Genomic DNA, 20,705 nt, shown 5'->3' on the forward strand with positions numbered 1-20,705 from the left:
AGCTTCGGTGACGTGCGATTTAGGACTACGCCTTGGCGCGGGCGCGGGTGGCCTTGGCGCGTTCGCTGGCGTCCAGGATGAGCTTCCGGATACGGATGGACTCCGGGGTCACCTCAACGCACTCGTCTTCGCGGGCGAATTCCAAGGATTCTTCCAGAGTCAGGTTGCGCGGCGGGGTCATGTTCTCGAAGGTGTCCGAGGACGCTGCGCGCATGTTGGTGAGCTGCTTTTCCCTGGTGATGTTCACGTCCATGTCATCGGCGCGTGAGTTCTCGCCAACGATCATGCCTTCGTAGACCTCGGAGGTGGGCTGCACGAAGAATGACATGCGTTCCTGGAGCTTGATCATCGCGAACGGGGTGACCACGCCAGAGCGGTCAGCCACGATCGAACCGTTGGTGCGGTACTCGATGGGGCCGGCCCACGGCTCGTAGCCCTCGGCGATGGAGGAAGCAATGCCGGCACCACGGGTGTCGGTGAGGAACTTGGTGCGGAAGCCGATCAGGCCACGGGCCGGAACGATGAACTCCATGCGGCACCAGCCGGTGCCGTGGTTGGCCATGTTGGTCATGCGGCCCTTGCGGGCGGCCATCAGCTGGGTGACGGCGCCGAGGTACTCTTCCGGAACGTCGATGGTCATGTGTTCCATCGGCTCGTGGATCTTGCCGTCGACGGTCTTGGTGACAACCTGCGGCTTGCCGACAGTCAGTTCGAAGCCTTCACGGCGCATCTGCTCAACCAGGATGGCAAGGGCCAGCTCGCCACGGCCCTGGACTTCCCAGGCGTCGGGACGCTCGGTGGGGAGAACCTTGATGGAGACGTTACCGATCAGTTCCTTGTCCAGGCGGTCTTTTACCTGGCGGGCCGTGACCTTGGCGCCCTTGACCCGGCCGGCCAGCGGCGAGGTGTTGATACCGATGGTCATGGAGATCGCGGGATCATCCACGGTGATCAGCGGCAGCGGCTGCGGGTTGTCGACGTCAGTCAGGGTCTCACCAATGGTGATTTCCTCGATACCGGCAACGGCGACAATTTCGCCCGGGCCTGCAGACTCGGTGGGAACACGGTCCAGTGCCTTGGTGGCCAGCAGCTCGGTGATCTTGACGTTCTTGAGCTCGCCGTTGGCGCGGGCCCAGGCAACGGTCTGGCCCTTGCGCAGGGTGCCGTTGTAGATACGAAGCAGGGCAAGGCGGCCCAGGAACGGAGAGGCATCCAAGTTGGTCACGTGTGCCTGGAGGACGCCGTTCGGGTTGTACGTCGGGGCCGGGATGTGCTCGATGATGGTCTTGAACAGCGGCTCAAGGTCTTCGTTGTCCGGAGCGGAGCCGTCGGCGGGCTGGTCCAGGGAGGCGCGGCCCACCCTCGCTGCTGCGTAGACAACCGGAACTTCAAGGATCTTGTCGAGGTCCAGGTCCGGAACTTCGTCAGCGAGGTCCGAGGCGAGGCCCAGGAGGAGGTCCATGGATTCGTGGACAACTTCCTCGATGCGGGCGTCGGGGCGGTCCGTCTTGTTGACGAGGAGGATGACAGGCAGGTGCGCGGCCAGGGCCTTGCGCAGCACGAAGCGGGTCTGGGGCAGCGGGCCCTCGGATGCGTCAACGAGGAGCACAACGCCGTCCACCATGGACAGGCCGCGCTCCACTTCGCCGCCGAAGTCGGCGTGGCCGGGGGTGTCGATGACGTTGATGGTGATGGTTTCACCGTTGGAGGACGGTCCGTTGTAGGCCACGGTGGTGTTCTTGGCCAGGATGGTGATGCCCTTTTCGCGCTCCAGGTCGCCGGAGTCCATCACGCGGTCTTCGAGGTGGTTGTGTTCGGCAAAAGAGTTGGTCTGCTTGAGCATGGCGTCGACCAGTGTGGTCTTGCCGTGGTCAACGTGGGCCACGATCGCGACGTTGCGGAGGTCACTGCGTGAGGCAGTGGCTACCGCGGTGTTGGTGGTGGTTTCAGACATGCGTAAGTGCTCGATTCAGTGGTGAAGTCAGCTGTTGTATCGCGACATTTCCAACCGGAACGCACGACGGATTAGCCCAATAACACAGGGCTCCTTACCTCATTCTAGACGCTGGGCCTATTTTGGCCTAAAAATTTCGGATCGGTCCAGTTCGTCCGGTGGGCAATTTCGGCGCGCCATGCCTCAAAGAGTGATCAAGCTCACTGGATTTTTGTGACTTGATGGCCGATCATTGCTGTGATAACACAGCAAGCCCGGAGAATCCCTGATGCGAAAAGCCTCGGCTCTTACCCGCTTTGTCGCATCTGGAATCGCGATAGCCGCGCTCCTGGGCGGCTGCGGAAAGGCCCCAGCAGCCACACCGGATTCCGGCGTGCCATTCCCGGTTCGGGAAGCCGCGGCCGGCGGATACCAAGCCGGCGGCAGGGAATCGATCGGCTTGCCTGACGGCTTTGTGTACCGCAATCTGGCCAGCGGACGTGATGAGGTTGTAGTGCCGGACATGCGCCACACCGCCCTCCTGATCGGCGACTCCCAATCCGAGCCCGCCGACGGCTGGCCGCGGCTTGGCCTTGCAGCCATCGGTTACAAGGTCCATTTCTGCGGGCTCGGCGGGACGGGATTCGTGGCGTCCAACGGCAAGACGGGGAACTACATCGACGCTTTGCAGCGCGGTGACTGGAAGCTGCCTTACGGGACGCCCGCGCTGATCGTCATCCAGGGCGGCGGCAACGATGCCGCGCGGGGGGCCACGGATGCCCAGATTGTGGCCAACGCCGACCGTCTGATCGCTGCGCTGAAGGACCGCTATCCACGCGCCAGGATGGCCATGATCGGCACCCTGGCCCGCGGCGCCAACTACGGCGGCGGGCGCAGGACGCAAGTGGACGCGCTTCTCGGCACTGTGGCGGCCAGGCACGGCCTTCCGTTTGTGGGCGTGGGCGACTGGCTGTCGAAATACAACCTCGCGAAGAACCTGGCAGATGCCGTCCACATGGATGCCGCTGGCCGCAGGTCACTGGGCGGGCTGCTTGAAATCAGGCTCCGGCAGCTGGGGCTCGAAGGCCCGGCGCTGGACGGCACGGTCCCGGCAACAGCCTCCGCACTCACCTCGGCGGACTGAACAGAATCTTAAATGGCGATGGAGCCGGTGCCCTGAGGCACCGGCTCCATCCTTAACTCGGGATACTGCGGCCCGATCAGGCCACTTCGGGCGGAAGCATCAGCTTCGCACCGGGAATGGCGTTGAGCAGTGCCTTCGTGTATTCCTGCTGAGGGGACTCGAAGACGTTATCCGTGGAACCGGTCTCCACCAGCTTGCCCTTTTCCATCACACAGACGTGGTCGGCAATCTGCCGCACCACGGCCAGGTCGTGGGTGATAAAGAGGTAGGTGAGTCCGAGGTTCGCCTGCAGGTCCGCGAGCAGGTTCAGTACCTGTGCCTGGACCAGGACGTCCAGCGCGGATACGGCCTCGTCGCAGATGATCACCTCGGGATCCAGCGCAAGGGCACGGGCAATGGCAACACGCTGCCGCTGGCCGCCTGACAGCTCGTTCGGGTACCGCTGCATGCTGGACTGCGGCAGGGCCACCTGGTCAAGCAGTTCGCGGACCTTCTTCTCCCGGCTGGCTTTGCCGCCGATTTTGTGGACCCGCAACGGCTCCTCGATGGTCCGGAAGATGTTGTACATCGGGTCCAGCGAACCATAGGGGTCCTGAAAAATCGGCTGCACCCGCCGCCGGAACTTGAAAAGCTCCGCGGGCTTCAGCACCGACGTATCAACACCGTCGAACAGGATAGTGCCCGCGGTGGGCTTCTCCAGCTGCAGGACCATCTTGGCAACAGTGGACTTTCCGGAGCCGGACTCCCCCACAATCGCAGTGGTGGTTCCGCGTTTGACGCTGAAGGACACGTTATCCACGGCAGTGAAGTCCGTGGCCTTGATAACCCCGGAGCGCAGTTTGTAGACCTTGGTGAGGTCCCGGACCTGCAGGAATTCCGCATCGGCTGGGGCCGGTTGAACTACCGCCTCGCTTGGGGCGAGCAGCTCATCCGTTCCCACGCCGAGTTCCTTGGCAACCTGGATCCGCCGTGATGCAAGGGACGGTGCCGAAGCAACCAGCCGCCGGGTGTACGGGTGCTGCGGATTCCGGAGAAGTTCCAGCGACGGACCCGCCTCAACAACGTTGCCCCGGTACATGACCACTACCTTGTCCGCACGCTCGGCTGCGAGTCCCAAATCATGGGTAATGAGCAGGACCGACGTACCCAGCCCCTGGGTCATGGTCTGAAGGTGGTCCAGGATCTGCCGCTGGACGGTCACGTCCAGGGCGGACGTCGGCTCGTCAGCGATCAGCAGCCGCGGCCGGCAGGACAGGCCGATGGCAATCAGCGCACGCTGCCGCATGCCGCCGGAAAACTCGTGCGGGTACTGGTTGGCGCGCCGGCGGGCATCCGGGAGGCCCGCCTCGGCCAGAACCTTGGCAACATCATCCGGACCGCTGGGACGCCCATTTGCCCTCAGCGTCTCCCTGACCTGGTAACCGATCTTCCAGACGGGGTTCAGGTTGGACATCGGATCCTGCGGAACCATGCCAATGGTGTTGCCGCGCAGCTCAATCATCCGCTTTTCGCTTGCGTGGGCGATGTCCTCGCCATCGAGCAGGATCTGTCCGCCGGACACCTTCCCGTTCGTGGGCAGGAGTCCGATTGCGGCAAGTGCCGTGGTGGATTTTCCGGACCCAGACTCGCCTACGATGGCTACGGTTTCACCCGGCATGATGGTCAGGTGCGCGTTGCGGACCGCTTGGACATCGCCGCTGCCGGTTTTGAAGGTGATGGCGAGGTCGAGGATTTCGAGCAGGGGCGTGGTTCCTGAAGATCCGGCCTCGGCGACGTGAATGTCAGGACTTGTCAACTTCTTATCTCTCATCGCTGCCGGCTCTTCGGGTCTAGGGCATCACGCACGGCATCGCCAAGCATGATGAAACTCAGGACGGTGATGGACAGGGCCGCCGCCGGATACAGCATGATTTCCGGCTTGGTCCGAATTGAGGACTGCGCTGCGGCGATGTCGTGCCCCCAGGACATAACACCTTCCGGCAGCCCGATCCCCAGGAATGACAGCGTGGCCTCGGCCACAATGAACACGCCGAGTTCCAATGTGGCGAGCACAATGACGGGTGCCAACGCGTTCGGCAGGACGTGCCGGACCAAAACACCGAACCTGGAGACCCCCAAAGCCCGGGCAGCGGTGACAAAGTCCGCATTGCGCACCTCCAGGACTGCACCGCGCGTAATGCGCGCCATCTGCGGCCATGAAAGCAGCGCAATGACCATCACGACGGTCCATACGCTCTTGTTGGTCCGGAACGCCGGCAATTGAGTAATAACGAGCGCGCCAAGGATCAAGGGCAACGCGAAGAAGATGTCACCGAGACGGGCGAGAACGGTATCAAGCCAGCCGCCGTAGAATCCGGCGAGTGCGCCGAAAGTGACACCGACAATCAGGACGCATATCACGGAGAGGACACCGACGGAGAGTGAGGCCTGAGTCCCGTGGACAACCCGCGAGTAGATGTCGCAACCCTGGAACGTGAAACCGAAAGGATGCCCCGCAGCGGGACCGGCTTCAGAATTGGCCAGCTCGCAGCCGTCGTTTGGTGCCACCGTCGAAAGAAGGCCCGGGAAGAGTGCAATTACCGTCAATGCCACGATGAGCAGGCTGGAAATGATGAACAGGGGCCTGCGGCGAAGTTTCCGCCAGGCATCGGCCCACAGGCTCAGCGGCGCCTGATCGGTTTTCAGGTCATCCGTGGCCAGCAGGGGTGTTTCTTCCATGGGTGCCACAAAATGGCTGTTTTTACTGATCATAACGAATCCTCGGGTCGAGCCAGGCGTACAGAAGATCAACGAGCAGGTTAGCCACCACAAAGACCAGCACAAGCACGCTGACGATGGAAACGATGGTGGGGCCCTCAGTCCGCAAGACGGCCTGGTAGAGCTTATTACCTACGCCCGGAACGTTGAAGATGCCTTCAGTGACAATGGCGCCGCCCATCAGTCCGCCAAGGTTCGCCCCCAAGTAGGTCACCACAGGGATCAGCGAGTTGCGCAGGATGTGGGCCAACACCACTCGGGGACGCGAGAGGCCCTTGGCCGTGGCGGTCCGGACGTAGTCGGCGTTCATGCTCTCACTGACCGACGCGCGCGTCAGGCGCAGTACGTAAGCAAACGACACCAGTCCCAGAACCACTGCAGGAAGCAGCAGGTTGCCCCAGTCCGCGCTTGCGCCGACGGTCGGTTTCGCCCATCCGAGCCGGACTCCGAATATCAGTTGGAAAACGAAGCCAAGAACGAAAGTGGGAACCGCGATGACAACCAGCGACGCCACCAGCACGGTGGAGTCAAACCACTGGCCGCGGCGGAGTCCTGCGAATACTCCGAAGGCCACCCCGAACACGGCCTGGATGATGAGCGCCTCCACAGCGAGCATTGCGGTCACCGGGAAGACCCGGGCCAGGGTGGCTGCAATTGGCTGGCCTGTGAAGTCGTTGCCCAGGTTAAAGGTGAAAAGGTTCTTGAGGAAGATTCCGTACTGGACCCAGAACGGTTCGTCCAGATGGTACTGGCTGCGCAGAGTATCGATGACGGCCTGGGGTGGCTGCCGGTCGCCAAAGAGTGCAGCAATGGGATCACCCGGCAAGGCGAACACCATGTAATAGACCAAGAGGGTGGTGCCAATGAAGACCGGGATCACCTGAAGGAGTCGTCGCAGAATAAAGCGGACCACTGGATCACCGGCCTTCCGGGAGGGACGTGCTGAGTTTCATTCGTGCCTTCCTGCCGTACAGGACAATGGGGGCCCGGCTGTTGACCGGACCCCCATACGCCTGGCGGCAAGTTAGATCCTGGAGACTACTTGGCCGTGATGTTGTAGTAGAGGATTCCGCCGTTCCAGCCGGTCTCGGCGCTCAAGACGTTGTTGCTCCACACAATCGGCCTTGCATAATCCCAGAGCGGCAGTCCGGGAAGGTCCTGGAAGAGAATCTCCTGCGCCTTGTTGAACTTGGCGTTAGCCTCGTCGGTAGTCTTGGCAGCAAGGCCCTCCTTGAGCAGCTTGTCGAACTCGGGGTTCGAGTACTTCTCGTAGTTTGACGATGCGCCCGTTGCCCAGACCGGTCCGAGGAAGTTGTAGAGCGATGGGTAGTCACCCTGCCAGCCGGAGCGGGCCAGACCTGGGAGGGACTGGGACTTGCGCAGGTTGAGGACTTCAGCAAACTTGGCGAAGGGCTGGATTTCAGCCTGGATACCGAGGTTGTTCTTGAAGCCGTTGGCCACGGCGTCAATCCATTCCTTGTGTCCTCCGTCAGTGTTGGAGGCTATCTGGAGCGGCTTCGAGCCGTCGTACGGCTTGATCTTCTCGGCCTGGGCCCAGAGGTCCTTGGCCTTGGCGGGATCAAACTTCAGGACTTCGTTGCCCGGGATGTTGGCCGTGTAACCGTCGATCACCGGCGGGGCGAACCCGGTGGCCGGCGTTTTTGTTCCGTTGAAGACCACCTTCGTGATTTCCTCGCGGTTGATGGCGTAGGACAGAGCCTGACGGCGCAGCTTTCCGGCTTCACCCTGGAAGTTCACGTTGTACCCCGGGATGTCCAGCGTGGCGTCGCTGGCAACGGGCTTGGTGGCGTTGCGGCCAGAGAAGTCCGTGACGTAGGTCTTCGTGGCGTTGGAGGGCAGCACGTCAGTGATGTCCAGGTTATCGGCCTGCAGGTCCGTGTAAGCGGGGCTGGGATCGGTGTAGATCTTAAACGTGACGCCACCGTTTTTGGCCTCCCGCGGACCCTTGTAGTCGGCGTTCTTTACCAGGGAAATCGACTGGTCATGGACCCAGGCTCCCTGCTTTTCAAACTTGTAGGGGCCGTTGCCAACGGGGTTTTCGCCGAACGTCTTAGGGTCCTTCAACGCAGCGGAGGGCAGCGGGTAGAAGGCCGAGTAGCCAAGACGCAGGGACCAGTCAGCCTCAGGCTGGGCCAGCTTGACCGTGATGGTGGAATCGTCGGTTGCTGCCAAGCCGGACATGGTGTCGGCCTTCGGGGCGGGCGTGGTGGTGGTCTTGCCGTCCGCGGACTTTTCAGTGGTCACGGCCGAGACGTCGTCGTAACCGGCGATGGACTCGAAGAAGAATCCGTTGTTCTGCAGGTTCTTGGAGTTGGCGGCGAAGTTCCAAGAGTCAACGAAGGTTTTCGCCGTGATGGCTTCACCGTTGGTGAACTTCTGGTCCTTTTTGATCTTGATGGTCCAGTTTTGAGCGTCAGGTGAGTCAATGGAATCAGCAACGGCGTTGATCGGCTTGCCGTCGGCGTCGTAGCTGCGAAGGCCTTCGAACAGCAGCTCTACCACGTGCCCACCACTCGTTTCGTTGGTGTTTGCCGGTAGCAATGGGTGTTGGGGTTCGCCGTTGTAAGCGGTGATGACCTTATTGGGGTCACCGGCAGATTGGCTGGCACCGTCAGTGCTGCCGCCTCCAGCGCCGCAGCCGGTCAAGGCAAGGGCGGCGATTGCCACGATGCCGAGTGCTTTGGAAGTGCGCGTAAAACGCATTCCGCCTCCTATGAGTTGTGGGAGAAATTCAGGGGAAATCTTGTGCTCCCCGGCAGGCCAAACACAGGTTCTCACTGTGACGTGGCATACATATACGAGTAGCCTAACCGCACAAAGTCCAAATACTGGTACTCCGTTGCCAAACCGTAACCAGTTAATCGTCAATAACTAGCCGGTACCCGTAAGTTGCGCAAGTCACATGCTACTCGCTGGTAAGGGATGCTGCGAATCGAGGCCGGGGACGGACTCCCACAACGTCGACGAGCCCCCAGGACGGCCTATTTCAGGCGCCACTCCCACACATTCCACCAGACGCCCAAAGGGCCGGAACTGGGCTTGACACCCGTCACGCGGCTGCTGAGGGCGACAGTTCCCGTGGTCTGGTACAGCGGCAGGCCGTAGGCGCTTTCCCAGACGCGTTTGTCGATGTCAGCCAGCAGTTCGTCCTGCTTCGCCAGGTCCGTGGTGCCAGCCAGTTGCTCCATGGCTTTGTCCGCGTCGCGGTCGGAAAATCCGTTGAAGTTGCTGCCGCCACCGGTCTTGAAGATCTGCGGGACACGACTGACGCCGACCCCGGGTCCGATGAAGCCGAAGATGGCGGCGTCGTAGCTGCCGCCGCCGAGCGCTTTCGCCCAATCCGAACTGCCGAGGCCCGCGTCTTCAACGCTGAATCCGGCCAAGCGCGCGGATTCGCGGATCAGGGAAAAGGCCCGCACCCGGTTGGGGTTGTCCTTGTTGTACAGGACCCGGATGGTAGGAGCAGCATCCCGCAATTTCGACCTAGCGCCTTTGATATCCACGTCGGAGTAGTTGGCCGAACCGTTGCCCTTCACGGCGTCCCGATATTTGGGCTGGGCTGGCAGGAAGACCTGTGAGTCCAGCGGTTTCGCGTCGGCTACAAATCCGCCCACGACGTCATCCACGATCTTCTGCCGCGGTACGGTCTTCAGAAACGCTTCCCGGACGTCCTTGTCCGCGAACGGTCCCGAAAAGTTGAGATCGAGGTGGTCGTAACCGGACTGGCTGAAGCGCTGGATGGTATTGCCCTGCTCCGCCAGCCCGTCGAAGAGGCTTTCGGTACCGGCAGAAGGCTGCGGGGCGATGATGTCCGCCTGTCCGTTCCGGAGGGCGGCAATGGCTGTGGAGGCGGCCCCGGTGAACCGCACGGTGATGTCATCCAGATAGGGCTCCGGCCCCCACACATAGTCCCTGTTCCGGACCAGCCGCATCGAAGAGCCAGGAACGATGTCGCGAACAATGTACGGGCCGCTGGAGAGATACATGGCAGGGTCATCAGGAAGCGTTTTTGTGTCGAAACCCGAGTTCCAAAAATCGCTGACCCGCTTCAGCGGAGCATTGATTACGGGCTCTTTGGTGTCGCCCCGGGGCGAGCCCTTGATCAGGTCTATGAGGTCCGCTTCGTCGTTCAGTCCGCTCTTGGCGGCTACAACATGGGCGGGGAGCCCGACGTCGAACGCCACTTCCCAGTCGGCGTACGGTGAGGCGTACTCGAGGGTGATCGAACGGCCGTCACTGCCGACCTCGGGGAGGGCGGTGGCCGCAAGGCCGCTTTTGTCAGCGGCGGCAGAAAAGTAGGTAGTGCCGGTCCGGGCTTGGGGGTCAGCGTTGTCGAAGTAGCCGGATCCGGCGGCCCACGACAGAAGGAGGTCGCCGGCGTCGACGGGTGCGCCGTCGGACCATTTCACACCCTCATTGACGGTGTACTTCACCTTCAGTGGCTTGTCGGAAATCTTTTCGAACCGGCCGAACTTCTCCTTCCGAACCACCTTTTCGGTGTCGTCCACATAGAAGAACCCTGAATGGGTGATGTGGCCGATCTTGGTGTTGATGTCCGTGTTTCCGGCGGCACTGAACGGGTTGAAGGACGTGAAGGCATTCACCTCGGCCACGGTGGCGCTGCCGCCGCGGTTCGTCTCGCCGACCACCACCGGGGGCGCTCCCCCGGACGCGGAGCACCCCGAGATAACCAGCGCCGCACCGACGGCCCCGGTAATGACCTGAATCAGATGCCTCAGGGGCATGCCGCCTCCTTTGTTTTCCTTGAATTCTAGTGGTTCAGGGCGTGACCCAATGTCGGCTTACCATGAGGATCAGCCGTACACCAATCCTTGAAGGAAGCCCATGCCCCACTCTTCACGACCGTTACGCAAGCTTGGATTCCTTACTATTGGCCTCTTCGATCCGGCGGATCCGGGCGCGGGGCACGAATCGACGTTGCAGGTCATCGAACTGGGCGAGCGGCTTGGGTTCGACAGCGCCTGGCTGCGCCACCGCCATCTGCAGTTCGGAATCTCTGCCCCCATTGCGATCATGGCCGCGGCCAGCCAGCGAACCTCCCGGATTGAGCTTGGAACCGCAGTGACCCCGATGGGCTGGGAAAACCCATTGCGCCTGGCCGAGGACCTGGCCACCGTGGACCTGCTCGCGGGCGGACGCATCAATCCGGGCCTGAGCGTAGGCGAACCTATGAACTATGGCACGGTGAAGCACGAGCTGTATCCGGATTCAGCCGAGCTGGAGGACTTCAGCTACGCCCGCGTGGATCGGTTTGCCCGATTGATCGCAGGGGAACCGGTCCGGGAATTTTCCGGCAGGCAGGGTGTGGTCGAGGAATTCTCCAACCGCGTCGAGCCCCACTCTCCCGGGCTGCGTCAACGACTTTGGTATGGGGCGGCAAGCAGGAAATCGGCTATCTGGGCCGGCGCAAACGGATTCAACCTGCTCTCCAGCAGTGTGATGTTCCCGGAGGCTGACCAAGAACCGTCATTCGCCGACATCCAGCAATCGCAGATCCGCGCCTACCGTGAAGCAGCCGCGACATCGTCCGACGCGCGAGGACAAGCCCGGGTCTCGCAGGGACTGGTGGTGATCCCGACCGATTCGGCTTCGGCGAAACAGCGGGAAAAGTACCAGCGTTACGTCGACGAACGAACTCCCCGCACCCGTGCGCCGCAGGGGCCGAAGCGAATGCTGTTCGCCCAGGATCTCATCGGCACCAGCGATCAGATTGCGGAACAGCTGTACGCACACGCGGGCTTCCAAGAGGTCGACGAAGTGGCGTTCGCGCTGCCCTTCAGCTTCGGCCACGAGGACTACATCCAGATCCTCACCGACATCGCCACCAAGTTGGGTCCAGCCCTGGGATGGTCCCGGGCAGGTTAGACGTTGACTGCCTGCCGGCTGAACAATGACACCGGATGGGCATCATCCGATCATGTAGACCATGCCGCGTCCCTCAGAAGCAAGGTTCACCGCAAACGTCCGCGCCTGCCGAAGGTAGCTCACGACATAGTCGAACTCACCTTCAAAGTCCCGACTGAAGCAATGCGATTCCCGCAGCCGCAACTCCACGTCTTCGTCGGAAACATCTTCCAGGTCCCTTGCGACGGCCAAAACCTCCGGTGGGGTCAACGTCCGCACCCAAGCCTCCCAGCCTATGCCGTTCATGGCCACGTCGCCCTCGAACATCCGATAGGCAGGACGGGCGATCCGGTCTGGTTCCGCTGGTGCAGTGAGGCACTGCACTTGCCGCCATACTTTGTCGAGGTACAGCATGTCCCGTTCAGGCACCGCTTGCTCAAACGTCGGGGTGCTGATCATGGCACCGTGTTCGAATCCCCATGCATCGGCGAGCGGATCATCGGAGAGAACGCTGAGAGGATCGGCAAGCGCTTGATCGGTAACGTTGTCGTCGAAGGCGTACGCGTAGTATCTGATTCCCATTCGCCAAGCATCGCCGGACAGCCGGCTGCACGTAACCGCCACATTCGGGTATGTGGATAACCCTGTGGTTCCTTGGCAGTAAGGGCCAGCGCCCTCCTGCTGGCATGGACTCTATCCCTTACTGCCAAAGCACCGGGTGCTGATGCATCCACTCCACAAGGGTTCGAATCGAGATCAACCTTCGTAATCCCCGAGTCAGACGTTGAAGCGGAACTCGACTACACGTTAAACCGGAACTCCACCACGTTCTGTAGCCGAGCAATCTTTCCCCCGATTGGCCTCGCGGTCTCACTCTGCTGAGAGCGACTGGATGTATCTGCTGATCGCCGGCAGGTCGACGATCATCGTGTCCCAGACCGCACCGTAGTCAGTTACCTCGAAGTGATGCGCCAGGCGGTCCCGCATCCCCTTGATCAATGTCCATGGCACTTCGGGATGCCGGTCGGTCGTGGCGTCGCTCAGACGAGCCACATTCTCGCCAATCTTGATGATCAGTGACTCTGACGCCAGGCCCGGAACGTTGTCGGGGTCCCCGAGGTACCACTCGTCGCCGCGTGCCACGAGATTCGCGCCGACGCCACACAGTCGGATGATCTCCGTCAGAGCTGCATCATCCCGCTTGTTCATACCGCGACAGCCGTCGCCATGATCTCATGATCGGCACGCAGACCGCCGTCGGTCACCACATCGACCTCGACACCGAGCAACTCGCTCGCATCAGCAGCGAACGCCGCGACCGTAAGCAACCCGGTGCCGGGCGATCGGGTGACCAAGATGTCCAGATCGCTGCTGGAACTGTCTGTGCCGCGAGCCGCCGAGCCGAAGACACGGACATTGTCGAAGCCATACCGGCCCGCTAGGCTCAGAAGCTCGGCACGGCGCGCAGCGAGCGCATCATGAGGCAGTGGCCGCGCGGCCGTCCGCAGGCGCTCGAGCATCTTGACCGAGACGCTGCGCCGCCCTGCCTCATAGGCGGCAACATTCGGCTGAGCAATCCCGGATCGTCGGGCAAGCTCTGCTTGGCTCAGGCCGGCGGCCTCTCGAAGCGCTCGAACTGGATTCACCATGGTCGAATTATATCGCATGATATGACTCTAGCGACAGCTAGACCGATTTGGACGCAACCGGTCACCTGAGCGCAGCCATCACCCTGAGAGTCACGAACAAGCAGTGCGGTCCGGCTACCTCACTCGTTCGGTCGGGCCCATCATGGCTCTCGCCCGCCACGAGATTGATCTACATCCCGTCCCCGAGCTCCACGCGTCACCATTGCTTGCAGCGTCGGAAAGTCCACTTGGCTTAGACAGTTACCCGGAATCAATTAGACATTAAATCTAAATTCCACTACATCGCCGTCAGCCATCACGTATTCTTTTCCTTCAATCCGGACCTTGCCACGGGACTTCGCTTCAGCCATGGACCCGGCCTCGATGAGGTCATGGAAGGACACCACTTCGGCCTTGATGAAGCCGCGCTGGAAGTCGCTGTGGATGACGCCAGCGGCCTGCGGCGCGGTGTCGCCCTGGTGGATGGTCCAGGCGCGTGTTTCCTTCGGACCGGCCGTGAGGTAGGTCTGGAGCCCCAGGGTGTGGAAGCCGACGCGCGCCAACTGGTCGAGGCCGGACTCGTCCTGGCCGTTCATTTCCAGCATTTCGCGCGCCTCCTCCTCGTCCAGCTCCACGAGGTCGGATTCGAGCTTCGCGTCCAGGAAGATGGCGTCCGCGGGGGCCACCAGGGCCCGCAGCTCGTCCTGCTTCTCCGGGCTGCCCAGGATGCCTTCGTCGGCGTTGAAGACGTAGATGAACGGCTTGGCGGTCAGGAGGCTGAGCTCCTTGAGGTGCTCCATCTCCAGCTTGTCGCTCTTGATCGAGGAGAAGATGGTGTCGCCGCGTTCCAGGACCGACTGCGCGGCCTTGATGGCTGCCAGCTCAGCGGCTTCCCGCTTCTTGATCTTGACTTCTTTTTCGATCCGGGGAATCGCATTTTCGATGGTTTGGAGGTCAGCCAGGATCAGCTCGGTGTTGATGGTTTCCATATCCGAACGGGGATCCACCTTGCCGTCCACATGGATTACGTCGGGATCATCAAACACCCGGACCACCTGGACGATAGCCTCGGCCTCACGGATGTTGGCAAGGAACTTGTTGCCCAGGCCTTCGCCCTCCGATGCGCCCTTCACGATTCCGGCTATGTCGACGAAGGACACCGGGGCGGGAAGGAGCCGCTGCGAGCCGAAGATGTCCGCCAGCTGCTGGAGCCGGGGATCCGGCAGGTTCACGACGCCGACATTGGGTTCGATGGTAGCGAACGGATAGTTCGCGGCCAGCACCTGATTCCGGGTCAGTGCGTTGAAAAGAGTTGATTTGCCGACGTTGGGCAGTCCGACGATGCCAATAGTAAGAGCCACGAGCATTGATTCTACCGGTTGCCGGAGACATGGGCCCCAGCCGGTCCCCCGCGCTGCAACACCGTGGTGGAACGGGTGGCCGAATATGTCGCTTCCGTAAATTGTCACAGGGTCATGCAACAGTGAGGATATGGATGCTTTAGCCCTGATTCTCGCCCTGTTGATGCTGCTGGTGGGTGCCGTCGCCGGCGCCGCCACCGCCTACTTTTTCCTGCGCCGGCACAGTCGTGCCCTGGAGGAAGACTTCGACGCCGTCTCGTCGCGCCTTTCCGAGGTCAGCGCCCAGTTCGCCGCCGCAGACGCGGAAAGCCGCCTCCTTTCCCTGCAGAACCGGGAGCTCGGCGAGTCCCGCAACCAGGACGGGAGCGTCCTCCGCGCACTGGCCCCGGTGGCGGAAAAGCTGACCGCCGTGCAGCAGCAGGTGGCCCTGCTGGAACGCGACCGCCTTGAACAGTACGGCCAGCTGGCCCAGCAACTGCAGGAGGCCAGGCTCTCTGATGCCCAGCTGATCCGCTCCACGCACGCCCTCGAGTCCGCCCTGCGCTCCAACAGTGCGCGTGGACAGTGGGGCGAAGTTCAATTGCGCCGTGTGGTTGAAGCGTCAGGGATGCTCAAGCACGTGGATTTCCTGGAGCAGGTCCACAGCGCCGGAACAGATTCAGCGGTCCGCCCCGACCTCGTAGTCCAGCTTCCGGGCCAGAAGCAGCTGGTGGTGGACGCCAAGGTGCCGTTGTCCTCCTATCTGGAAGCCCAGGAGTTGGGTGCGCGTCAGGATTCGGGCACAGCTGCGAACCCCGGCAGCCAGCAATCCCTGCTGGCTGCCCATGCCAAGGCGCTGCGGGCCCACGTGGACTCGCTGAGTAACAAGAAGTATTGGGACATCCCCGGGAACTCCCCTGAGCTGGTGATCTGCTTCCTGCCGGCGGAATCCATCCTGGCTGCCGCCCTGACAGCCGACGCGACGCTGTTGGACCACGCGCTCTCCAGGAATGTGGTGCTCGCCTCTCCAAGCACGCTGCTCGCCGTACTCAAATCGGTGGCCTTCACGTGGCGCCAGGATGTGCTGACGGACAGTGCACGCGAACTCTTCGAGCTCGCCCGTCAGCTGTACGAACGCATGGGAACACTCGGGGACAACGTGGGCAAGCTAGGTTCGTCACTCAAGTCTTCAGTGGACCGGTACAACGCCATGATCGGCACCCTGGAAGCGCGGATCCTGCCCACCGCACGGAAACTCAATGCCATGGATGAATCAGGGCTGCTCACCCCGCCGGCGCTCGAGGTTACGCCGCGCACGCTGGCGGCGCCGGAGTTTCAGCAGGACGAGGCCGCAGCCTGACGTTGCCGGAGACTGGTCAGTCGCGGGAGCGGCGTCCGCCGAGCGCCCGGCTGACGTCCCCGGCTTCCTTCAGAGTTGCTCGGAGTTCCTTGGGCAACGAGAAAAGGAGGTCCTCTTCGGCCGTGACAACTTCTTCTACGGAGCCGTAGCCGTAGTCGGCCAGCAGGCGAAGGACGTCCGTGACCAGGATCTCCGGCACTGAAGCCCCTGACGTGACTCCGACCGTTGCCACGCCTTCAAACCACGCTTCATCCACTTCATTGGCGAAGTCCACCCGGTAGGAGGCCTTGGCCCCATACTCCAGGGCGACTTCCACCAGGCGGACCGAGTTGGAGGAGTTAGCCGATCCCACCACAATGACCAGGTCGGCCTGGGGCGAGATCTTCTTGATGGCCACCTGACGGTTAGTGGTGGCGTAGCAGATATCGTCGCTGGGCGGATCCTGCAGGGTAGGGAACCGCTCCTTCAGCAGGCGGACGGTTTCCATGGTCTCGTCCACGCTGAGGGTGGTCTGGGACAGCCAGATGACCTTTTCGGGATCCCTGACGGTTACCTTGTCCACTTCGTGGGGACCGTTAATGATCTGGATGTGCTCCGGGGCCTCGCCGGCGGTCCCTTCCACTTCTTCGTGACCGTCGTGGCCGATCAGCAGGATGTCGAAGTCGTCCTTGGCGAACCTCACGGCTTCCTTATGAACCTTCGTCACCAGCGGGCAGGTGGCGTCAATGGTGCGCAGCCCGCGGTCCTCGGCGGACTGGACGACGGCCGGCGATACCCCGTGGGCGGAAAATATCACCAGGGCGCCTTCCGGGACCTCGTCCGTCTCGTCGACGAAGAAGGCGCCCTGTGCCTCCAGCGAGCTCACCACGTGGACGTTGTGCACGATCTGCTTCCGGACATACACCGGCGGACCGTAGTGTTCCAAGGCCTTCTCGACGGCGATCACGGCCCTGTCCACACCGGCGCAATAACCGCGGGGCGCAGCCAGGAGTACCTTTTTGGGACCGGTCACCGGAGCCGCCGCGGCTACCTCCTCAGGCGAGCGCCGCCTGCGCGGGACAGTTGGCATCGAGAGGGACACAGCAGAGGAAGTCATCTCTCCATGCTACCGGGTTGGGGGCCGCTGCCCCGGCGAGGCGATCCGGATCACAAGGGCCGCCGCGACCAGCACACCGCCGGTTATCGCGGCACCGCCGACCCATGATTGGAAGCTGCTGGAAGCGGCCGCCACAAACGCATCCGTGAACATGTCTGCAAGACCGTTGCCGCTCGCTGTCCCCACTACAGCGTCCCTGGCGAATTGCGAGCCGGCGGTCCACAGGCCGGCCAGCGCAAGCGCCGCAAGTCCCACCGCGAAAAGCACTGACCAGCGACGGCGGGCGGAAACCAGGGCAAGCGCAAAGGCGATACCAGCCCCGATGGCCAAAGAGTAACCGAGCGGCGCGTAGGCGGACACCCTCTCGACCAGCTGGCGCTGCTCCGGTTCTCCAACGTTGATTAGCGTCTGCTCCGGCGCAGTCAGCGGCAGTCCCGTGGTGCGCGCGAGTTCCTCCGTCGCCAGCGCTACCAGTGGCGCCAAGTCCAAAGTGAGCGACGACGGGGAGTCCGGGCTGGCAGGAGCTGCTGCCGGTGCGGCTAGGTTGAGCCGGTGGCTCTTCCGCAGTGTCTCCTCCCAGGCCGCCTGGTAGCCCGGTAACGCAGTGAGGGAACCGGCCGCCGCCTCAAGCACTGGCCTCACCAGACCTGCCAGAGCGTCCGGGATGGTCCCAGTGTCAATGGTGCCAACAGCGGCGCTGGCCAGCCGCTGCTGAAATTCTGCGTCCTTCCCCAGCGGACCGGCCAGCGCCACAAAGCCATCCTCCTGAACCACGTTGCGGTCAAGCCAGATGGCGGGAACGGCCAATGCGGACAGCAAAACGCCCAGGACGACGGCGATGGCTGAAACGAAGGTGCGCAAAACGGGTCCTCACGGGTTGGCGGCAGCACAGCCATCATAGGGCTGGTGTCTGGACAAAGAATGTCAGTCTAGGGTGCTACAGCTTATGGATAAGGTTGAATGGCATCCGCCAGCCCGCTGACAGCAGCCAGTTGACTGACCGCCGCCATTCAAACACGAACCGCCACCTCCCGAACAAAGGACCGCAATGCCGCCACCCACAGCTTCCCGGGGCGGCGGACATGTCTGACCCGGCCGCCCGGCCAGGCACTGCTGCCACTACGGTGCCTGCCACAGCCGCTGAGACCAGCCCGGACAATCCCTGGCCGCTGCAACTGCTGTCCCAGAAACTCAAGGCCCATATCGACCGCACACCCTCGGCGTGGGTGGAGGGTCAGGTCATAGAGATGAACCGCCGGGGCGGCAACGCGTACCTCACCCTCCGGGATGTGGACGCGGAAGTTTCCCTGCCGGCGTCGGTCTGGACGAAGGTCCTGGACCGGCAGAACATGCCCCTGGAGCGTGGCTCCCGCGTGGTGGCCTTGCTCAAGCCGGAGTTCTGGCTGAAGACCGGGCGGCTCAACATGCAGGTAAGGGACATCAGGCCTGTCGGGCTTGGCGATCTGCTGGCGCGGATCGAACGGTTGCGGCATGCCCTGTCAGCCGAGGGGCTGTTTGCCGATTCACGGAAGAAACCATTGCCGCTGCTCCCCCACCGCATCGGCCTGATTACCGGACGGGACTCCGACGCCAAAAAGGACGTGGTCCAGAACGCCGCACTGCGCTGGCCCGCCGTCGAATTCGAGATCCGGGAGGTGGCAGTCCAGGGCAACACCGCGGTCTCGCAGATCATCCGAGCCCTGCAGGAGTTGGACGGCCGCCCCGACGTTGACGTCATTGTCATCGCCCGGGGCGGCGGAGCGTTGGAGGACCTGCTGCCTTTCAACAGCGAGGAACTGATCCGTGCCGTCGCGGCCACGGCCACCCCTGTGGTCAGCGCCATCGGACATGAAGCGGACCGCCCCCTCCTCGACGACGTGGCGGACCTCCGCGCGTCCACGCCCACTGATGCCGCCAAGCGGATTGTGCCTGACGTTGCCGAGGAACTGGCCGGTGTGCGCCAGGCACGCGAGCACCTGCGCAGGAGCATCGGCAGGCTCGTGGACCGGGAGTCGGACCGGTTGTCCGCACTCCATTCCCGGCCGGTCCTGGCCACGCCCGAAGCAATGGTCACCGGACGCGCGGAGGAAATCGAACGCCTCCTGAGGAGATCATCGGCCGCCGTCAGCTCAACAGTGGTCCGGGCGGCTGACCAGCTGGTTCACCTGCAGGCACAGGTCCGTGCGCTGTCACCGCAAAAGACGCTGGACCGCGGCTACGCCGTGGTCGAACTGGCCAACGGACGGCCGGCCCACGCCGCTGAAGCCGCCGGCCACGCTGTGGTCCGCGACCCTTCGGAGGCGCCGTCGGGAACTGCGTTGTCCGTACGCGTGGCCCAGGGCCTGTTCGGCGCCACATCCACTGGGGAACTACAACAAGGAGAAGCACATGCCCGAGACAAAGCCTGACCCGGAAATCGAAGCACTGAGCTACGAGGAAGCCCGCGAACAGCTGGTACACGTGGTGGGGAGGCTTGAGGCGGGCGGCGCCAGCCTTGAGGAATCCCTGGCACTGTGGGAACGCGGCGAAGACCTGGCTAAGCGCTGCGAGGAGTGGCTGGAAGGCGCCCGCAAGCGGCTCGCTGCCGCCCGCGACCAGCCGCTCTGACGAGCCCTCTGACTACCCAGTGCGGGTCCTGCCCTCGGAACAAGCGGCCCCAAACAAGTCAGGACCGATCGACCAGTTCCCGTTCGATAGCGACGTCGAACTCAGCTTTCGGCCAGTCCAGCTTCATATCAGACAGCGCACCCAACACCAGCTGCTGTACGGCGATCCTGGCATACCATTTTTTGTTGGCCGGAACCACATGCCAGGGTGCCGCTTCCGTGTTGGTCTCGTCGAACGCAGCCTGGTAGGCGCCCATGTAGTCGCCCCAGAACGCCCGTTCCTTGAGGTCATTGCTGCTGTATTTCCAGTGCTTGGCGGGGTTGTCCAGTCGGGCAAGGAGCCGGGTCTTCTGTTCATCCTTGCTGATATTGAGCATCACCTTGATGATTTTTGTTCCGGCATCAGTCTGGCGCGCCTCGAACTCATTGATGGCCCGGTAGCGGCGCTTAAGTTCGTCAGGCGAAGCCCAGTTATGGACCCGGTGGATCAGGACGTCCTCATAGTGCGAGCGGTCGAAGATGCCCACCATGCCCGCTCCGGGAACCTCCCTCTCGATCCGCCAGAGAAAGTCATAGGACTTCTCCTCCTCGGTGGGTGCCTTGAAAGCCTTGAACTGGACGCCCTGCGGATCCATTGAAGCCATCACATGGTTGACGATTCCGCCCTTGCCCGCAGTGTCCATGGCTTGCAGGATCAGCAGAAGCCGTTTTTTCCCGCCGAAGCGCGACTCCGCGAACAGCTTTTCCTGAAGTTCGGCCAACGCGCCGTCCAATTCAGCCAGAATTGTCTGGCCATCGGCTTTGTTGCCCTTGTAACCGGGCGTCGCGTCAGGGTCGGCCTCGGCCAGCGAGAAGCCTTTCCCCACCCTCAGCGTATCGACGGGGTGCTTCTTGAACTCAACCAAGTCGGCCATTGGGGTCCTTTGTCCGCAGTGTCCGCGCCATCTGGCGCATC

18 protein-coding genes are annotated in these 20,705 nt (G+C 62.5%); 5 read left to right on the forward strand and 13 right to left on the reverse strand.

Annotated features, from left to right (window positions below; genetic code table 11):
- Positions 1-25 precede the first annotated feature (25 nt).
- Positions 26-1,954, reverse strand: coding sequence for a translational GTPase TypA (gene typA, locus ACQCS0_RS14820; protein WP_354153419.1), 1,929 nt, complete (start codon positions 1,952-1,954; stop codon positions 26-28).
- Between the two features lie 268 nt (positions 1,955-2,222).
- On the opposite strand from typA, the gene ACQCS0_RS14825 reads away from it, so the two are divergent.
- Positions 2,223-3,077 carry an SGNH/GDSL hydrolase family protein gene (locus tag ACQCS0_RS14825; protein WP_354153418.1) on the forward strand — a complete coding sequence of 285 codons (855 nt, stop codon included), beginning with the start codon at positions 2,223-2,225 and terminating at the stop codon, positions 3,075-3,077.
- 76 nt (positions 3,078-3,153) lie between these two features.
- On the opposite strand, the gene ACQCS0_RS14830 is transcribed toward ACQCS0_RS14825, so the two are convergent.
- The 5 genes from ACQCS0_RS14830 to ACQCS0_RS14850 all read right to left on the reverse strand — a co-directional run bounded on the left by ACQCS0_RS14830 (position 3,154) and on the right by ACQCS0_RS14850 (position 10,600).
- A complete protein-coding gene (locus ACQCS0_RS14830) occupies positions 3,154-4,887 on the reverse strand; it encodes an ABC transporter ATP-binding protein (RefSeq protein ID WP_354153417.1) in 1,734 nt (577 codons plus the stop codon).
- Positions 4,884-5,828 (reverse strand): ABC transporter permease, encoded by a 945-nt coding sequence (locus ACQCS0_RS14835; RefSeq protein ID WP_354153416.1) that lies wholly within the window; start codon positions 5,826-5,828, stop codon positions 4,884-4,886. Before ACQCS0_RS14835 ends, ACQCS0_RS14830 begins: the two co-directional genes overlap by 4 nt.
- Positions 5,818-6,747 carry an ABC transporter permease gene (locus ACQCS0_RS14840; protein ID WP_354153415.1) on the reverse strand — a complete coding sequence of 310 codons (930 nt, stop codon included), beginning with the start codon at positions 6,745-6,747 and terminating at the stop codon, positions 5,818-5,820. Before ACQCS0_RS14840 ends, ACQCS0_RS14835 begins: the two co-directional genes overlap by 11 nt.
- A 125-nt stretch (positions 6,748-6,872) precedes the next feature.
- Positions 6,873-8,558: an ABC transporter substrate-binding protein gene (locus ACQCS0_RS14845; protein WP_354153414.1), complete on the reverse strand. Its 1,686-nt coding sequence runs from the start codon at positions 8,556-8,558 to the stop codon at positions 6,873-6,875.
- A 278-nt stretch (positions 8,559-8,836) separates the two neighbouring features.
- Positions 8,837-10,600 (reverse strand): ABC transporter family substrate-binding protein, encoded by a 1,764-nt coding sequence (locus tag ACQCS0_RS14850; RefSeq protein ID WP_354153413.1) that lies wholly within the window; start codon positions 10,598-10,600, stop codon positions 8,837-8,839.
- Positions 10,601-10,700: 100 nt separating this feature from the next.
- On the opposite strand from ACQCS0_RS14850, the gene ACQCS0_RS14855 reads away from it, so the two are divergent.
- Positions 10,701-11,741, forward strand: a complete 1,041-nt coding sequence (locus ACQCS0_RS14855) for an LLM class flavin-dependent oxidoreductase (protein ID WP_354153412.1) — start codon at positions 10,701-10,703, stop codon at positions 11,739-11,741.
- Positions 11,742-11,783: 42 nt separating this feature from the next.
- Here ACQCS0_RS14855 and ACQCS0_RS14860 read toward each other — a convergent pair whose 3' ends face one another.
- From ACQCS0_RS14860 to ychF, 4 genes are all read right to left on the reverse strand, one after another.
- A complete protein-coding gene (locus ACQCS0_RS14860) occupies positions 11,784-12,302 on the reverse strand; it encodes a DUF1877 family protein (protein ID WP_354153411.1) in 519 nt (172 codons plus the stop codon).
- 288 nt (positions 12,303-12,590) lie between these two features.
- Entirely contained in the window at positions 12,591-12,929 is a 339-nt protein-coding gene (locus ACQCS0_RS14865) for a HepT-like ribonuclease domain-containing protein (protein WP_354153410.1), read from the reverse strand.
- Positions 12,926-13,387 (reverse strand): helix-turn-helix domain-containing protein, encoded by a 462-nt coding sequence (locus ACQCS0_RS14870; protein ID WP_354153409.1) that lies wholly within the window; start codon positions 13,385-13,387, stop codon positions 12,926-12,928. The genes ACQCS0_RS14865 and ACQCS0_RS14870 overlap by 4 nt, the downstream gene beginning before the upstream one ends.
- A 236-nt stretch (positions 13,388-13,623) precedes the next feature.
- The gene (ychF, locus tag ACQCS0_RS14875; RefSeq protein ID WP_111908549.1) at positions 13,624-14,709 is read right to left on the reverse strand and encodes a redox-regulated ATPase YchF; all 1,086 of its coding nucleotides are present in this window, start codon (positions 14,707-14,709) and stop codon (positions 13,624-13,626) included.
- 130 nt (positions 14,710-14,839) lie between these two features.
- Between ychF and ACQCS0_RS14880 the strand changes: the two genes are divergently transcribed.
- The gene (locus ACQCS0_RS14880; protein WP_354153408.1) at positions 14,840-16,048 is read left to right on the forward strand and encodes a DNA recombination protein RmuC; all 1,209 of its coding nucleotides are present in this window, start codon (positions 14,840-14,842) and stop codon (positions 16,046-16,048) included.
- Between the two features lie 16 nt (positions 16,049-16,064).
- Here the strand turns inward: ACQCS0_RS14880 and ACQCS0_RS14885 are convergent, their stop codons facing one another.
- Together ACQCS0_RS14885 and ACQCS0_RS14890 are read right to left on the reverse strand one after the other, a co-directional pair.
- On the reverse strand, positions 16,065-17,144 hold the full coding sequence (locus ACQCS0_RS14885) for a 4-hydroxy-3-methylbut-2-enyl diphosphate reductase (protein ID WP_354153407.1): 1,080 nt from the start codon (positions 17,142-17,144) through the stop codon (positions 16,065-16,067).
- Positions 17,145-17,153: 9 nt separating this feature from the next.
- Positions 17,154-18,005, reverse strand: coding sequence for a hypothetical protein (locus ACQCS0_RS14890; RefSeq protein ID WP_354153406.1), 852 nt, complete (start codon positions 18,003-18,005; stop codon positions 17,154-17,156).
- Positions 18,006-18,226: 221 nt separating this feature from the next.
- Between ACQCS0_RS14890 and xseA the strand changes: the two genes are divergently transcribed.
- Complete coding sequence (xseA, locus tag ACQCS0_RS14895) at positions 18,227-19,552, forward strand: exodeoxyribonuclease VII large subunit (RefSeq protein ID WP_354153405.1); 1,326 nt, start codon at positions 18,227-18,229, stop codon at positions 19,550-19,552.
- On the forward strand, positions 19,533-19,751 hold the full coding sequence (locus ACQCS0_RS14900) for an exodeoxyribonuclease VII small subunit (protein WP_354153404.1): 219 nt from the start codon (positions 19,533-19,535) through the stop codon (positions 19,749-19,751). Before xseA ends, ACQCS0_RS14900 begins: the two co-directional genes overlap by 20 nt.
- 58 nt (positions 19,752-19,809) lie before the next feature.
- Here ACQCS0_RS14900 and ACQCS0_RS14905 read toward each other — a convergent pair whose 3' ends face one another.
- On the reverse strand, positions 19,810-20,664 hold the full coding sequence (locus tag ACQCS0_RS14905; protein WP_354153403.1) for a polyphosphate kinase 2 family protein: 855 nt from the start codon (positions 20,662-20,664) through the stop codon (positions 19,810-19,812).
- Positions 20,665-20,705: the final 41 nt, after the last annotated feature.

The sequence above is a fragment of the Pseudarthrobacter sp. S6 genome (genome assembly GCF_050156575.1).
Lineage (GTDB): Bacteria > Actinomycetota > Actinomycetes > Actinomycetales > Micrococcaceae > Arthrobacter.

Bases quoted from the DNA above. Each gene is read 5' to 3' on its own strand.
- ACQCS0_RS14865 (WP_354153410.1), bottom strand. From the start codon at position 12,929: ATGAACAAGCGGGATGATGCAGCTCTGACGGAGATCATCCGACTGTGT.
- ACQCS0_RS14860 (WP_354153411.1), bottom strand. From the start codon at position 12,302: ATGGGAATCAGATACTACGCGTACGCCTTCGACGACAACGTTACCGAT.
- xseA (WP_354153405.1), top strand. From the start codon at position 18,227: ATGTCTGACCCGGCCGCCCGGCCAGGCACTGCTGCCACTACGGTGCCT.
- typA (WP_354153419.1), bottom strand. From the start codon at position 1,954: ATGTCTGAAACCACCACCAACACCGCGGTAGCCACTGCCTCACGCAGT.
- ACQCS0_RS14855 (WP_354153412.1), top strand. From the start codon at position 10,701: ATGCCCCACTCTTCACGACCGTTACGCAAGCTTGGATTCCTTACTATT.
- ACQCS0_RS14825 (WP_354153418.1), top strand. From the start codon at position 2,223: ATGCGAAAAGCCTCGGCTCTTACCCGCTTTGTCGCATCTGGAATCGCG.
- ACQCS0_RS14880 (WP_354153408.1), top strand. From the start codon at position 14,840: ATGGATGCTTTAGCCCTGATTCTCGCCCTGTTGATGCTGCTGGTGGGT.
- ACQCS0_RS14870 (WP_354153409.1), bottom strand. From the start codon at position 13,387: ATGCGATATAATTCGACCATGGTGAATCCAGTTCGAGCGCTTCGAGAG.
- ACQCS0_RS14905 (WP_354153403.1), bottom strand. From the start codon at position 20,664: ATGGCCGACTTGGTTGAGTTCAAGAAGCACCCCGTCGATACGCTGAGG.
- ACQCS0_RS14830 (WP_354153417.1), bottom strand. From the start codon at position 4,887: ATGAGAGATAAGAAGTTGACAAGTCCTGACATTCACGTCGCCGAGGCC.
- ACQCS0_RS14850 (WP_354153413.1), bottom strand. From the start codon at position 10,600: ATGCCCCTGAGGCATCTGATTCAGGTCATTACCGGGGCCGTCGGTGCG.
- ACQCS0_RS14845 (WP_354153414.1), bottom strand. From the start codon at position 8,558: ATGCGTTTTACGCGCACTTCCAAAGCACTCGGCATCGTGGCAATCGCC.
- ACQCS0_RS14835 (WP_354153416.1), bottom strand. From the start codon at position 5,828: ATGATCAGTAAAAACAGCCATTTTGTGGCACCCATGGAAGAAACACCC.
- ACQCS0_RS14885 (WP_354153407.1), bottom strand. From the start codon at position 17,144: ATGACTTCCTCTGCTGTGTCCCTCTCGATGCCAACTGTCCCGCGCAGG.
- ACQCS0_RS14900 (WP_354153404.1), top strand. From the start codon at position 19,533: ATGCCCGAGACAAAGCCTGACCCGGAAATCGAAGCACTGAGCTACGAG.